11 protein-coding genes are annotated in these 14862 nt (G+C 74.0%); 7 read left to right on the forward strand and 4 right to left on the reverse strand.

All coding sequences use genetic code 11. The features are described from left to right. Positions 1-19: 19 nt before the first annotated feature. The 5 genes from OG500_RS36765 (at position 20) to OG500_RS36785 (ending at position 6653) form a co-directional block, all read left to right on the forward strand. Positions 20-334: a Scr1 family TA system antitoxin-like transcriptional regulator gene (locus tag OG500_RS36765; protein ID WP_327071223.1), complete on the forward strand. Its 315-nt coding sequence runs from the start codon at positions 20-22 to the stop codon at positions 332-334. 2 nt (positions 335-336) lie between these two features. After that, positions 337-567, forward strand: coding sequence for a DUF397 domain-containing protein (locus OG500_RS36770; protein WP_327071224.1), 231 nt, complete (start codon positions 337-339; stop codon positions 565-567). 344 nt (positions 568-911) lie between these two features. Next, complete coding sequence (locus OG500_RS36775; protein ID WP_329586884.1) at positions 912-1589, forward strand: hypothetical protein; 678 nt, start codon at positions 912-914, stop codon at positions 1587-1589. After that, positions 1589-3199 (forward strand): DNA polymerase Y family protein, encoded by a 1611-nt coding sequence (locus tag OG500_RS36780; protein ID WP_329586887.1) that lies wholly within the window; start codon positions 1589-1591, stop codon positions 3197-3199. The genes OG500_RS36775 and OG500_RS36780 overlap by 1 nt, the downstream gene beginning before the upstream one ends. Before the next feature lie 160 nt (positions 3200-3359). After that, entirely contained in the window at positions 3360-6653 is a 3294-nt protein-coding gene (locus OG500_RS36785) for an error-prone DNA polymerase (RefSeq protein ID WP_329586890.1), read from the forward strand. A gap of 78 nt (positions 6654-6731) precedes the next feature. On the opposite strand, the gene OG500_RS36790 is transcribed toward OG500_RS36785, so the two are convergent. Next, positions 6732-7457, reverse strand: a complete 726-nt coding sequence (locus tag OG500_RS36790) for a siderophore-interacting protein (protein ID WP_329586893.1) — start codon at positions 7455-7457, stop codon at positions 6732-6734. Positions 7458-7820: 363 nt separating this feature from the next. Here OG500_RS36790 and OG500_RS36795 point away from each other — a divergent pair, with 363 nt between their 5' ends. Beyond that, positions 7821-9869, forward strand: a complete 2049-nt coding sequence (locus OG500_RS36795; RefSeq protein WP_329586896.1) for an FTR1 family protein — start codon at positions 7821-7823, stop codon at positions 9867-9869. Between the two features lie 97 nt (positions 9870-9966). Next, a complete protein-coding gene (efeB, locus tag OG500_RS36800) occupies positions 9967-11199 on the forward strand; it encodes an iron uptake transporter deferrochelatase/peroxidase subunit (protein ID WP_329586899.1) in 1233 nt (410 codons plus the stop codon). Here efeB and OG500_RS36805 read toward each other — a convergent pair. From OG500_RS36805 to OG500_RS36815, 3 genes are all read right to left on the reverse strand, one after another. Further along, positions 11192-12376, reverse strand: a complete 1185-nt coding sequence (locus OG500_RS36805; protein WP_442907164.1) for an alanine--tRNA ligase-related protein — start codon at positions 12374-12376, stop codon at positions 11192-11194. The two genes, efeB and OG500_RS36805, sit on opposite strands and share 8 nt — an antisense overlap. A 317-nt stretch (positions 12377-12693) precedes the next feature. Continuing rightward, entirely contained in the window at positions 12694-14034 is a 1341-nt protein-coding gene (locus tag OG500_RS36810) for a nucleotidyl transferase AbiEii/AbiGii toxin family protein (RefSeq protein ID WP_329586901.1), read from the reverse strand. Continuing rightward, entirely contained in the window at positions 14031-14774 is a 744-nt protein-coding gene (locus OG500_RS36815; RefSeq protein WP_329586904.1) for a hypothetical protein, read from the reverse strand. Before OG500_RS36815 ends, OG500_RS36810 begins: the two co-directional genes overlap by 4 nt. Positions 14775-14862 lie beyond the last annotated feature (88 nt).

A 14862-nucleotide genomic window follows, 5' to 3' on the forward strand; every position in this document is an offset into this window, starting at 1 on the left:
CTGACCGGGGCACCGGGTCGTGGCACTCGGCACACTCGGAGTACCGGGCCGCTCGGGGCTGTTCGGGGACCTGGACGACCGGATGAACATCACCATCCAGCTGATGCCGTTCAGTGCCGGCTTCCACCCCGGCCTGGATGGGGCGTTCGTGCTCATGGGATTCGCGCCGCCGAATCCGAACGTCGTCTGGGTGGAGAATGGCCCCAACTCGGTGTACTTCGAGGGGTCAGCTGACGTGGAGCGGTACACCGAGGTCTTCGACCACCTGCGGGCCCGTGCCCTCGGTCCACCCGAGACCCGTAACCAGATCAACAGGAGCCTCAAGGAGCTGTAGGCGTGAGCACCACCAAGCCCGACCCCGCCGAGCTGGACTTCTCCGGCGTCACCTGGGAGAAGTCCCCGTTCAGCGGCGGCAATGACAACTGCGTGGAGTTCGGGGTGGCCGGCGAGTTCATTGCCGTCCGCGACTCCAAGCGCCCTGAGCAGACGCCGCTGGTCTACACCCGTAACGAGATCAAGGCCATGATCCTCGGTGCCAAGGCCGGTGTGTTCGACCATCTCGTCTGACCGGGCGTAGCAGTCGTCCGGAGTGATCGGCAGTGGAGTGGCGGCCGACCCCAGCGTCAGCGGGGTCGGCCGCCATCGTGTTTGTGCCTGCCCGGTGGTGGGTGGGTGCTGCGGGCGTGCGGGCGTTGGCGTTTGGGCGAGATAACGCTGCGTGTTCGCCTTGCTTCGTCCTGGGGATGCTCCCTGTTCGGTGGGATCGGTGGGTCTTCGCCAAGGCGGGACGCTTGCCGTTCCGAGGGTGTGGCTGTGAGCTGCGAGTATGACATTGATTCGAACGGGTGATCGAACGATAGCAGAGCGAAATCCGGCTTTGCTTTTCCGTACACATGTTCGATCCTGGTCTCGTGGAGGCATCACTCAGCGCACTGGCACCTCAGCTCCAGCAGGCCCGGCCCGGGCCGCTGGTGCCGGTGCTGCCTGCCCTGCGGGCGCTGCTGCCACAGCGTGGGCTGCGGCCGGGCACCGCTGTGTCGGTCGGCGGGGACACCGCACTGCTGCTCACGCTGGCCTCTGCCGCCACTGCGGCCGGGACCTGGTGCGGGGCGATCGGGCTGGGTGGGCTGGGACTGGTGGCCGCGGCCGAGCTGGGTGTGCGGCTCGACCGGTTCGTGCTGGTCGAGTCGCCGGGGGAGCGGTGGCCGGAGGTCGTCGCGGCGATGGCGGACGCCTTCGGGATCCTGCTGGTGCGTCCGGTCGGGCCGGTGGGCGGGGCGGTGGCGGCCCGGCTCGGTGCGGTCGCCCGTCGGACGGGGTGCGTGCTGCTGGTGGCCGGTCCGTGGCCGGGCGCGCAGGTGTGCCTGGAGGTCGTCGACCGGTCGTGGACGGGGGTGGGCCGGGGCCGCGGCCGGCTGCGGGCCCGCCGGATCCAGGTGACGGCCGCCGGGCGCGGTGCCGCGGCCCGGAGCCGCACGGTGGCGCTGTGGCTGCCTGACGAGAACGGGACGATCAGCCCGGTCGAGCCGCTGGTGACGGGCACCGGGCCGGTGGCCACCGGTGCGCGTGCTCCGCTGGCGGTGGTGTGATGAGCAACAGTGCGATCAGTGACGGCGGGATCAACGGCGGCGCGATCAGGAACAGTGCGATCAGCGACGGTGCGATCAGTGACGGCGCGGCGCCCAGGGCGCTGGCCGCCTGGTGTCCCGACTGGCCGGTGATCGCCGTGCTCGGTCCGCACCCGGCGCCCGAGCGGCTGGTGGCCGTGGTCGAGCGCGGCCGGGTCCTGGCCGCCACCGACGCCGCCCGCGCCGCCGGTATCGGCCGCGGCCAGAAGGTCCGCACGGCCCAGGCCACCGTGGCCGGCCTGGAGATCCACGAGCGTCAGGCGGACGAGGAGGCGAAGCAGTTCGAGCCGGTCGCCGACGCCGTCGGCGCGCTCGCCGCGCGCCTGGAGGTGCTGCGGCCGGGGCTGCTGGCGGTCCCCGCCGACGGGCCGGCCCGCTACCACGGCGGGGAGGAGCGCCTGGTCGAGCGCGTCTACGACGCGATCGAGGCGGCCGGTCACGAGTGCCGGGTGGGCGTGGCGGACGGTCTGCTCGCCGCGCAGCTGGCCGCCCGGACCGAGCAGGTGGTACCCGCCGGACACAGCCCCCGGTTCCTGGCCGGCTTCCCGGTCGCCGAGCTCGGTGACGCGCGGCTGGCGGACCTGTTGCTCCGGCTCGGTCTGCCGACGCTCGGCCGGTTCGCCGCGCTGCCCGTGCGGGCGGTGGCGGACCGGTTCGGGGCGGCCGGCCTGGCCGCGCACCGCCAGGCGCGCGGCCTGCAGGCCAGGCCGGTGATCGCCCGTCCGCCGGGGCTCGACCTGACGGTGGAGGAACGCTTCGAGCAGCCCTCGCTGCTGGCGGAGCCGCTGGTGTTCGCCGCGCGGGCGCTGGCCGAGCGGCTGCACGAGGGCCTCGCCGCGGCGGGGCTGGCCTGTGAGCGGGTCGAGGTGGAGGTGGAGTGCGCCGACGGCACGTGCGCGGCGCGGGCCTGGCGTCACGAGGGGCTGCTGTCGGTGGGGGCGGTGGCCGAGCGGGTGCGCTGGCAGCTGCAGGCCTGGCAGCACCGCCGGGTCTTCGCCGAGGAGGCCGGCGGGGTGGTGGCGCTGCGGCTGGTGCCGGACGGCCTGGTCCGCGATCCGGGCCGGCAGCTGTCCCTGCTGGACGGGGACCGGGAGACGACCGAGCGGGTGGAGCGGGCGGTGGCCCGGGTGCAGGCGATCCTCGGGCACGCCGGCCTGGTGACGGCGGAACTGGCGGGCGGGCGCGGTCCGGCCGACCGCGTCGTGCGCACGCCGTGGGGCGACGCGCACCAGGAGCGGCGGGCGGACGGCCCCTGGCCGGGCCGGCTGCCCGCGCCCTCGCCCGCTCACGTCCCCGCGGTGCCGCCGCCGGTGCGGCTGCTGGACGCCGACGGCCAGGAGGTCGCGGTGACCGCCCGGGCCGAGGCGTGCGGTGCGCCGGCCCGTCTCGTCCTGGCCGGCCGGGTGCTGGAGGTGACCGGCTGGGCCGGCCCCTGGCCGGCGACCGAGCGCTGGTGGGAGGAGGACGCCCGGCGGATGGCCCGGCTGCAGGTGACGGTCTCCGACGGGCGGGCCTTACTGCTGCTCGTCGAGGGCGGGCGCTGGCGCATCGAGGGCGCCTATGACAGCTGACCGATATGACAGCTGACCGGGCCGCATCCCACCACCACTGCACGCCACTCGACCACCACTGCGCACCACTCGACCACCACTGCGCACCACCCCACCACCACTGCACACCACTCGGCCACCGCTGCACAGCACGTGGCACCACCGGAGCAGGACCGCCGACATGGGCTTCACCAACCACCCCGACCTGCCGTGGAGCGAGCTGCGCCGCCGGATGACCGGCGGCCGGAGCGCCGCGGACCGGACGGTGATCCCGTTCCCCGGCCCGCCGCCGGGCCCTGCCGCACCCGCACCCGCACCCGCATCCGCCCGCCCCGCATCCGCCCGCCCGGCCTCCGCCCGCCCCGCACCCGTCCCGGCCTGGGCCGAGCTGCACGTCCACAGCAGCTTCTCGTTCCTGGACGGCGCCAGCGCCCCCGAGGACCTGGTCGCCGAGGCCGCCCGGCTGGGGACCGAGGCCCTGGCGGTCACCGACCACGACGGCCTGTACGCGGCCGCGATCCTCGCCACCGAGGCCCGCCGCGCCGGCATCGCCACCGTCTACGGCGCCGAGCTCACCCTCGGTGCCACCGGTGAACCGACCGGCACCCCCGACCAGGACGGCGAGCACCTGCTGGTGCTGGCCCGCGGCGCCGAGGGCTACCGCCGCCTGGCCCGCACGATCGGTGACGCCCACCTGGCCGGCGCCGGCAAGCGCCGCCCCAGCTACGACGTCGACCGGCTCCCCGACGCCGCGGGCGGTCACTGGGCGATCCTGACCGGCTGCCGCAAGGGCGCCGTCCGCCGCGCCCTGGACGTCGAGGGCCCGGCGGCCGCCGAGCGCGAACTGCGCGCCCTCGCCGAGCGCTACGGCCCTGGCAACGTCCACGTCGAGCTGACCGACCACCACACCCCGGGCGACGACGAGCGCAACGACACCCTCGCCGCGCTCGCCGCCCGCACCGGACTCGCCGTGGTCGCCTCCACCGCCGCCCACCACGCGTCCCCCGCCCAGACCCGCCTCGCCCAGACCCTCGCCGCGCTGCGCCAGCGCCGCAGCCTCGCCGACGCCGAGCCCCACCTCGCCGCGGCCGGCACCGCGCACCTGCGCTCCCCGGCCGAGATGGCTGCCCGCCTCGCCCCCTGGCCCGGCGTCCAGCAGGCCACCGTCGACCTCGCCCGCGCCTGCGCCTTCGACTTCACCACCCTCGCCCCCGAACTGCCCGGCTTCCCCGTCCCGGAGGGCCACACCGAGGCCAGCTGGCTGCGCCACCTCACCGAGCGGGCCGCCGCCGGCCGCTTCGACGCCGCCGACCGCCGGGCCCACCAGCAGGTCGCCTACGAGCTGCAGGTCATCGAACAGCTCTCGATGTGCGGGTACTTCCTCATCGTCCACGACCTGGTCGACTTCTGCCGCCGCCGTGACATCTGGTGCCAGGGCCGCGGCTCGGCCGCCAACTCCGCGGTCTGCTACGCCCTCGGCATCACCGCCGTCGACCCGATCCGCTACGGGTTGCTGTTCGAGCGCTTCCTGAGCCCCGAGCGCGACGGGCCGCCGGACATCGACCTGGACATCGAGCACCGGCGGCGCGAGGAGGTCATCCAGTACTGCTACGACACCTATGGCCGCACCCACGCCGCCCAGGTGGCCAATGTGATCAGCTACCAGCCCAAGCTGGCCGTGCGGGACGCGGCCCGGGCGCTCGGCTACGCGGCCGGGGACCTCGACCGCTTCAGCCGCGAGACCGGCTGGCACGAGACGCCGCCGTCCGAGGCGGTGCCCGAGGAGGTGCGCGAGCTGGCCGGCCAGCTGCGCGGGCTGCCGCGCCACCTCGGCATCCACTCCGGCGGCATGGTCCTCACCCGCCGGCCGATCGCCGAGGTCTGCCCCACCGAGTGGGCCCGGATGCCCGGCCGCTCCGTCCTGCAGTGGGACAAGGACAGTTGCGCGCACGCCGGGCTGGTGAAGATCGACCTCCTGGGGCTCGGCATGCTCTCCGCCCTGCACGACGCCTGCGACCTGATCGCCCGTCACCACGGGGTGCGCTACACCCTCGCCACGATCCCGCCCGAGGACGACGAGGTCTACCGGATGCTCGCCCGGGCCGACACCGTGGGCCTGTTCCAGGTCGAGTCCAGGGCGCAGGCGTCCGCGCTGCCGCGGATGCGGCCGAGCAGCTTCTACGACCTGGTGGTGCAGGTCGCCCTGATCCGGCCCGGACCGATCCAGGGCGGCTCCGTCCACCCCTACATCCGCCGCCGCAACCACCGCGAACCCGCCACCGTCCCGCACCCGCTCATGGAGCGCGCCCTGGCCAAGACCCTCGGGGTGCCGCTCTTCCAGGAGCAGATGATGCAACTCGCCATCGACTGCGCCGGCTTCACCCCGGCCGAGGCCGACCGGCTGCGCCAGGCCATGGGCGCCAAGCGCTCCCACGAGCGGGTGGCCGAACTGCGCGAGCGGCTGCTGACCGGCATGGCCGAGCGCGGCATCCCGCCGGAGGCCGCCGAGGACGTGTACGGGAAGATCGAGGCGTTCTCCAGCTACGGCTTCCCGGAGTCGCATGCCGCCTCGTTCGCGTTGCTGGTCTACGCCTCCGCCTGGCTCAAGCTGCACCACCCGGCCGCCTACACCTGCGCGTTGCTGGCCAACCAGCCGATGGGCTTCTACTCCCCGCAGACGCTGATCGCCGACGTGCGCCGCCACGGCGTGGAGGTCCGCCCGGTCGACATCAACCGGAGCGCGGCCCCGCCCACCCTGGAGCCAGGCCCTTCGCAGGACGGTGAGCCGGCGATCCGGCTCGGCCTGGAGAGCGTGCGCAACCTCGGCCCCGAGCAGGCCGAGGCCATCGCCGCGGGCCGGCCGTACGCGGATCTGGAGGACTTCGCCCGCCGCACCGGGCTCGAAGCCCCCGAGCTCGAAGCCCTGGCCACCGCCGGGGCCTTCGCGAGCCTGGGGCTGAGCCGCCGTCAGGCGCTGTGGTCCGCAGGCCTGCTCACCCGGACCGGCGAGGGCATGCTGCCCGGCACCGCCCCGGGCCTGCGGGCCCCCGAGCTGGCCCCGATGACCGCGATCGAGGAGACCATCGCCGACCTGTGGGCCACCGGGGTCTCCGCCACCAGCCACCCCGTCCAGCACGCCCGTTCCCACCTGGACCGTTGCGGCGCCCTGACCGCCGCCGCCTTCAAGAGCGCCCCTGCCGACACCCTGGTCGCCGTCGGCGGCCTGGTGACCCACCGCCAGCGCCCGCCGACGGCCGGTGGCGTGCTCTTCATCTCGCTGGAGGACGAGACCGGCCTGATCAACGTCGTCTGCCAGCCGCACGTCTGGGAGCGCCAGCGCCGCACCGCACTGCAGAACGCCGGCCTGCTGGTCCACGGCACCGTGGAGCGCCGCGACGGCGCGGCCAACCTGGTCGCCAGCCGCCTGACCCCGCTCACCCTCGCCCCGGGCACCCGCAGCCGCGACTTCCGGTGACCGCCGCCGGGGTCGGCCCGGATGCCGGCCCGGATATCGGCCCGGATATCGGCCCGAAGGCCGGTCCGGGTGCCGTGGTCAGGGCCGCCAGTAGCCGAGGGCGTGCAACTGGCCGCGGGCCAGGCCGAGCTCCTTGCGGGCCAGCTGGGCCAGCGCACGGGTGGTGGCGGTGTCGCAGGTGAACCAGAGGTAGGCGTCGGCCAGTTCGGCGGGCGTCATGGCCGTCAGGGCGCTGCGGACCTCGGCCACCAGGTCCGCACCGCCCCGGCGCCGGGCCACCCGCCGGACCCGGCAGGAGCCGTCGTCCGGCCCGACCGGCAGCTCGGCGTCCGTGTCGTGCTGGGTCTCCAGCCAGACCTGCGCGGGTGTGCCGGGCAGTGCGGCGAGCAGGGAGTTGACCGCCGGCAGCGAGGCGCAGTCGCCGACCGCCAGCAGGTGTCCCGGCGGCGGGTGCGGCAGGGTGAAGCCGGTGCCCTGCACGGTGGCCTGGATCCGGTCGCCGGGTCGTGCCGCACGGGCCCAGCGGCTCGCGCAGCCGTCGTGCAGCGCGAACTCCAGGTGGAAGGTGCCCGTCGCGGGATCCGGCTCCACCAGGGTGTAGGCCCGTTGGTGCGGACGGCCGTTGTCGTCGAACCACAGGCGCACCCACATCGTGGGGTGCACCCCGGTCGCCGCCAGCATCCCGCCGTCGGTGCAGGACACCCGCCGGTAGTGCTCGGTGATCTGCTCGACCCCGGTCACCGTGAACTCGTAGTCCTTGCCGCGCATCAGCTTGAGGACGACGCCCTCCCAGCCGTGACCCATGCCGGTCTCCTCCCATGGCGGACGTGGCGGCTCGGCAGGCCCGAGACCCTGAAGTTAGGTTAGCCTAACCTCAATCTTCAAGATTCCCCCAAAGTTCCGCCGGGCCGCGGTCAAGGTGGCCGGTGCGGGTGGGGTGATCCGGCTCGCGAGTGACCGGTTCGCACGTGGGGAAATCGGTCAACGTCCAGGATTGAAGCCCAAGTTGGCAGTAGTCTGAATGTGCGCGGGGTCGTGCTCCGACTGCCCCTGCCGGAGGCTGGACGCGCTGGTTAGGCATGGCTTACCTTATCGGCCGTGAACTGGGCTGAGGCGGTACCAAACCTGTTGATCGGCTTGCGCGAAGGCCTTGAGGCCGGGCTCGTCGTGAGTATCCTGCTGGCCGCGCTGCGCCGGACCGCGGACGGCGGTCGGCGGGTGTCGCCGGCACCCGTCTGGCTGGGCGTGCTGGGCGCGGTGACGGTCGCCGCGGCCTTCGCGGCCGTGCTGACGTTCTCCACCAGCGTGCTGTCCAGCGCGGGGCAGGAGGCGGTCGGCGGACTGCTGAGCGTGCTGGCGGTCGGCCTGGTGACCGCCATGGTGTTCTGGATGCGGCGCACCGCCGCCCATCTCGCCCGGCAGTTGCGCGGGGAGGTGGAGCGGGCGAGCGCGATCGGCGCGGGCGCCCTGGCGCTGACGGCCTTTCTCGCCGTCGGCCGGGAGGGCCTGGAGACGACGCTGTTCCTGTGGACGGCCGTCAAGGCCTCCGGCTCGACGCTGGCCCCGCTGGTCGGCGCCGGGCTGGGGCTGGCGGGCGCGGTGGCGCTCTGTTGGCTGCTCTACCGGCAGGCGGTGCGGCTGAACCTCGGTGTCTTCTTCGGCCGGACCGCGCTCGCGCTGGTGGTGATCGCCGCCGGGGTGCTCTCCTACGGCCTCGGGGACCTGCAGGACGCGGGGCTGCTGCCGGGCAGCCACTGGGTGGCGTTCGACCTGAGCGCACACCTGGACCCGGGCTCGTGGTGGGTCTCGATCATCACCGGGTTCACCGACCTGGCACCGAGGATGACGGTGCTGCAGGTCGTGGCCTGGGCGGTGTACCTGGCCGTGGTGGTCCCGCTGTTCGTCCGGGCCGGGCGCCCGGCGCCCGCCCCCGCGGCGGAAGCGGCCGCCGCGACCGCGGCGCCGGCCGCTGCGACCCCCGCGCCGGAGCCGGCCGCCGCCACCCCGGAGCCGGCCCGCGCGGACCGGTGGGAGCGCCTGGCCGGCGGCCGCCTGTGGACGGTGGCCGGGGTGCTGGTGGTGGTGCCCGCGCTGGCCGCCACGACCGCGATCGCGCTGCTGCCCGACGGCACCGCGGCGGCCGTCGAAGCGGTCACGGTGACCCGCAAGACGTGCGCCGACGAGTGGACCTCCGGCCACACCGGCACGCAGACCTTCTCGGTCGACAACAAGTCCGGCCAGTCCGGTGAGATCAACCTGGTCAACTCCAGCGGCGCGGTGGTCGCCGAGATCGAGACGATCGGCCCGGCCACCACCGCTCAGATGACGGCCACCCTGGGCAGCGGCGCCTACACCATCAACTGCCTGATGTCGGGGAGGACCACCTCCTCCGCCACCGTGGCGGTCAGCGGTCACACCGGCCGGACGGCGCCGCTGGCCGTGAAGCCGGTCAGCGTCGACGACCTCACCCCGCCCGACACCGCCTACCAGCAGTACGCCGCGGGCGTGCTCATCCAGCTGTCCGGCGCGGTGGCGGCCATCACCGCGGACCTCCGGGCGAACGACCTCGCCAAGGCGAAGACCGACTGGCTCACCGCCCAGCTGGACTGGGAGAAGGTCGGCGCCTCCTACGACAGCTTCGGCGACGAGGGCACCGCCGTCGACGGCCTCCCGGACGGGCTGCCCGGCGGCGTGCAGGACAGCGGCTTCACCGGCCTGCACCGCCTGGAGTACGGCCTGTGGCACGGTCAGAGCGCCGCCGACCTGCTGCCCGTGGCGAACACCCTCACCACCGACGTCGCGACCGTCAGCGCCAAGCTGACCACCGACGACGAGGCCGGTGACCCGACCAACCTGCCGACCCGCGCGCACGAGATCCTGGAGGACGCGCTGCGCGACCACCTCTCGGGGATCGACGACGAGGGCGCCGGCGCCGCCTACCCGGAGACCTCCGCCGACGTCCAGGTGACCCGGACCGTGCTCGCCGAACTCACCCCGCTGATCAACGCCCGGGCCCCCAAACTCCTGGCGACGACCGACCAGCAGCTGGACGCACTGGACTCCGCGCTGCTCGCCACCCAGACCAACGGCAACTGGACCGCCCCGCAGCAGATCCCGCTCGCGGCCCGCCAGCGCGTCGACGCCGCCATCGGCACCCTCCTGGAAACGCTCGACCAGGTTCCGGACCTGCTCGAGGTCCCGCCTTCCGCCCAGTGAGCCTTCCGCCCTCCGCCCAGTGACCCTCCCGGGCACCGGGCGGCCGGACCACAGACCAGCACGCAGACGAGACGAAAGAAAGAGCGGGCCCTCAACCATGGACGTCAGCCGTCGCAGATTCCTCTCCGGTGCCGCCGTGGGCGCGGCCGGAACCGCACTGACCGGCGGAATGCTGATCGGCGGCGCCCAGGCCGACGCCCACGCGGCGGCCGGCGGCCCGGCCGCCGCCGACTCCTACCCCTTCCACGGCGCCCACCAGTCCGGCATCCTCACCCCCGGCCCGTCCGGCAAGCAGAACGCCTCCTGCTACGCGGCCTTCGACGTGACCGCCAAGGACAAGGGCGCACTCGCCGACCTGATGCACACCCTCACCGACCGGGCCCGCGCCCTCACCACCGGCGGCGCGGCCCCGGACCTGGGCGTCGGCCAGCCCCCGGCCGACAGCGACGTCCTCGGCCCGGACATACCGGCCGACGGACTGACCGTCACCACCTCGGTGGGCGCCAGCCTCTTCGACGACCGCTTCGGCCTCGGCGGGCACAAGCCGAAGAACCTCACGCCGATGCGCATCTTCCCCAACGACTCGCCCGAACCGGCCTGGCTGCACGGCGACCTGCTGCTCCAGATCTGCGCCAACCACCCCGACACCGTCCACCACACCATCCGCGACATCGCCAAGCACACCCGCGGCGCCATGCAGCTGCGCTGGAAGATCGAGGGCTACAACTCCCCGCCCCGGCCCTCCGGCACCGGCCGTAACCTGCTCGGCTTCAAGGACGGCACCGCCAACCCCACCGGCGGCACCGCTGAGCAGCTGATCTGGGTCGACGACCCCACCGAGCCCGCCTGGGCCCAGGGCGGCTCCTACCAGGTCGTCCGGCTCATCCGGATGCTCGTCGAGTTCTGGGACCGGGTCTCCATCAGCGAGCAGGAGAACATGTTCGGCCGCCGCCGCGACACCGGCGCACCGCTGGACGGCACCAACGAGTTCGACACCCCGGACTACGGCGCCGACCCCAAGGGCAACGTCATCCCGCTCGACTCGCACATCCGGCTCGCCAACCCCCGCACCCCCGACACCGCCGACCAGCGACTGCTGCGCCGCTCCTACAACTACGACCTGGGGCTGGACCAGAACGGCAACATCCAGTCCGGGCACATCTTCGCCTGCTACCAGCAGGACGTGAAGCGCCAGTTCGAGACCGTCCAGACCCGGCTGGTCAACGAGCCCCTGATCGACTACGTCCAGCCCTTCGGCGGCGGCTACTTCTTCGTGCTGCCCGGTGTCGCCGACGCCCAGGACTGGTACGGGCGGGCCCTGCTCAGCTGACGCCCGGCCGCAGGTGCAGCACGAGGTCGCGGGGCAGGCCGTGGGTGTCGTGGAGGTAGTGGAAGTCCTCCTCGCCCAACGGCCCGCGGAACCGGGGCCGGGCCAGCACCTGCCGGCCGCGCTCCAGCAGGCGGCCGAAGCGGCGCTCCTCGTCGAGCAGCGTCCGGCGCACCAGCTCCGGGTCCTCGTCCTGGCGGAAGCGGTCCAGGGTGTGCCGGACCAGCTCCTGCGGCAGATCGGCCAGGGTGCGCCCCGGCTCGTCGCGCCGCAGCACGGTGAGCACCCGGCGCACCAGCCGGCGCAGCACATAGCCGCGGCCGGTGCTGCTCGGGCGCACCCCGTCGCCGATCACCACGACGGCCGAGCGCAGGTGGTCGCAGACCAGCCGCAGTGACGGTTCGTCCAGCTCCCACAGCGGCGGCACGAGCCGGCGCCAGGGGCCGAAGACGTCGCACTCGAACACCGAGCGCCGGCCCTGCAGCAGCGAGGCGAGCCGCTCCAGGCCGTGTCCGGTGTCGATGTTGCGCTGGGGGAGCGATACGAGCGAGCCGTCGTCGAGCCGCCGGTGGCGCATCATCACGTGGTTGCCGACCTCCACCCAGCGGTCGTCACCGGTCGGCGTCGACTCCGGCGGGGTGTCGCCGGTCCACAGGAAGATCTCCGAGTCGGGGCCGCACGGGCCGGTGGGACCGTTGGACCACCAGTTGTCCTCACAGGTGAGTTCCACCGGCACGCCGTGCTGCTGCCACACCTCCAGGGAGGCGGTGTCCGGGCCCGTCCGCTCGTCGCCGCCGAAGACCGTGGCGTGCAGCAGTCGGGGGTCGATGCCGAACCCCTCGGTGAGCAGCCCGTAGCCCCAGTCGAGGCTCTGCGGGCCCTCGTAGTCGCCGAGCGACCAGGTGCCGAGCATCTCGAAGACGGTCAGATGGGTGCGGTCGCCGACCTCGTCGAGATCCGTGGTGCGCAGGCAGCGCTGCACGTTGACCAGCCGTCGGCCCAGCGGGTGGGGGCGGCCTTCGAGGTAGGGGGTGAGCGGGTGCATGCCCGAGGTGGTGAAGAGCACCGGGTCGCCGGGCGGCGGGAGCAGGGTCGAGCCGGTGATGCTGCGGTGGCCGCGGTCCTCGTAGTACTCGACGAACGTGCGGACGATCCGGTCGGTGTCCAGGTGGGTGTTCATGCTGGTGTTCACGTCGGTGTTCAGGCCGGTGTTCATGTCGGTGCCCATGGGGTGCTCCTTCGCGGGTGCGAGCGGGGAGGCACCGGAGAACGGTCCGCACGAGCGTCGGAACCGGAGCGTGGAGCGGGCATGAACGCACCGGCGGACCGTTTCCGGTCGCCGGTGGGGGTGGGACGTACGTCAGGCGGCGGCAACCGGCGAGCTGGTCGCTCGCGCGGTCGCGCTGGTGCTTCGGCCGGTGACGTTCATACCGCGAGGGTAGCGCGCCCGCGGGCTGCGGGCACGCGATTTGTGACCGGGGCCTCCTGGTGCGGCGCTCAGCGGAGCAGCCACTCCATGGTCAGGGCGCCTTCGCGCAGCCGGCCCGCCCAGTACGACCAGGCCGGGCAGGACAGCAACAGCTCGGCGAGTGCGGCGTCGTCGGGGCCGCCGGGCCCGAGCAGGCGCTTGGTGAGGCGGTGGGCCAGGGCGAAGGTGGCCTGCGCCTTGGCGAGCCGCTCCTGCAGGGCGGGCAGCCCGCCCTCCGCCAGCACCGGGCGCAGCTGCTCCAGCCAGGCATCGGCCCACCAATCGGCCAGCGCCGCCGGGTCGACCTCGGCGAAGGTGGGGGCGAGCGCCGCGGCGAGGCGGTCGACCAGATGGTACGGAACGTCGTCGTATGCGTCGTCGGCGTCGTTGTCGTTGTCGTTGTTCTCGTTCTCGTTCTCGTCCTCGGCGGGCCGGGCCAGGTGCGGGTACTCGCTCGCGAAGTGCTCCCAGCCCACCGAGACCGTGTGGCCCAACTCCGCGATGGTGAACGCCTCGACGGGGTGCTCGGCGTACAAGGCCTCGCCGTCCGTGAAGATGTCCCGCAGCACCTGGTAGCGCAGCGGGGTGGACTCGGCCAGCAGCACCGCGTCGTAGAGGTCCTTGCCCTGCGGGTAGGCGTCGCTGACCAGCCACATCAGCTTCCAGGCCAGCGACAGCTCGGGGGAAGCGGCGTTGAGCCGGGCGCCGGCCGTCCCGGTGGCGGGCCCCTCGGCGGCGGGCAGCAGGGCCGGCTGCGGGGGCACCCGCAGCGGCTCGTTGAAGACGAAGTCCAGCTGGATCGCGCCGTCCGGCAGCCCGTCGGCCCGCCAGGGCAGCAGCAACCGGCGCCCGGGCACCCGGTCGTAGGTCCAGATGTCCTCGCTGACCGCCTCCGAGGCGGTGAAGCGGACCGGGCCGTGGCTCGCGGCCTCGGCGGCCCGCGCGATGCCGTCCAGCATCTCGGCGGTCCGCGGCTCCTCGATCCGCCACTGCGGCGGGACCACCACGAAGTCCAGGTCGCCGGGCTCGCGGGCCTGTGCCCCGAACCAGGCGCTCAGCAGCACGCTGCCGCGCAGCACCAGGGCCTCGGCCCAGGGCGAGTCGGCGATCGCGGCGAGCAGCAGGTCCATGGCCCGGCGCCGTGCGGCGTACCAGGCGGCGCCGAGCCCGGGGTCGGTGAACCGCGGATCGGCGGCGCGGTAGGCGTAGGGGTGCGCCTTCAGCGCGGGGTCGAAGACGCCGGCCTGGGTGGCGCGCGGGTCCTGGACCGGACGCAGGGTCAGCGGCACGCCGGGGGCCGGGCGGCCGCCCGCGACGGGCCGCAGCTGCGGCACGCTGCCGTCGGGGAGGAGTTGCCAACGGTCGTTCACGGGGTCGGGTCCTTCGGCGTCGAGCCGTCGGCGGCTATCCAGCCGTCGTCCACGGCGAGGTTGCTGTCGTGCACCACGAACTCGCGCTCCACCGCGATCGGCGGATGGCCGGCCGCCACGAGCGTGTCGGTCAGGGCGGCCAGCCGGTGCTCGGCGGTGCGGCGTCCCACGCCGTGGCAGCGCTGGGTGACGAACTGCTGGCCGCGCCCGGTGGGATCGGTGCGGCGTGCGTTCCAGGACACGTGGGCGCAGTGGCCCGCCACCGCCCGGACCAGCGCCGCACGCTCACCGGGCGCCAGCAGCACCTTGAGGTGGTGCTCGAAGTAGCGCGCCGGGCCGAGGAGTTCGGCCTCGCTGTCACTGCCCGGCACGCCCGGGGCCCACGGCGCGGCCTCGCACTTCACCCGCACCGGGGTGAAGCCGTCGGTGCGCAGCGCGGCCGTCAGCCGCTCGGCCCGCTCGAGCTGCTCCTGGAACGTGCCCGCCGCCCTCCAGGACAGCATCGGCTGCGAGGGGTGCTGCCCGCGGGCCAGCACGATGTGGGTGTACTTCAGCCCGTGCGCCTGCGCCCAGCGGGCGAGGGCCGGTAGGGCATCGGGCCGGGTGTCGGGCCGGGTGTCGGGCCGGGTGTCGGGCAGGGCTTCGGCGTCCGTCGCGGCGAGGGTCAGGTGGGTCTCGAACTCTCCGACCGTCCCGGCGGCGCCGAAGGCCCGGTAGGTCAGGGGCGCTTGCACTGTCACGGCGGCGATTGTTCCAGTCGGATCGTGCGACCGGCCAACCGGTTTCCGCTGGTGGCCGCCGCTCTGGCGGCAGGTCAGCAGGCTACGG

Origin of the sequence: Kitasatospora sp. NBC_01250, assembly GCF_036226465.1 — a bacterium.
Taxonomy (GTDB): Bacteria; Actinomycetota; Actinomycetes; order Streptomycetales; family Streptomycetaceae; genus Kitasatospora.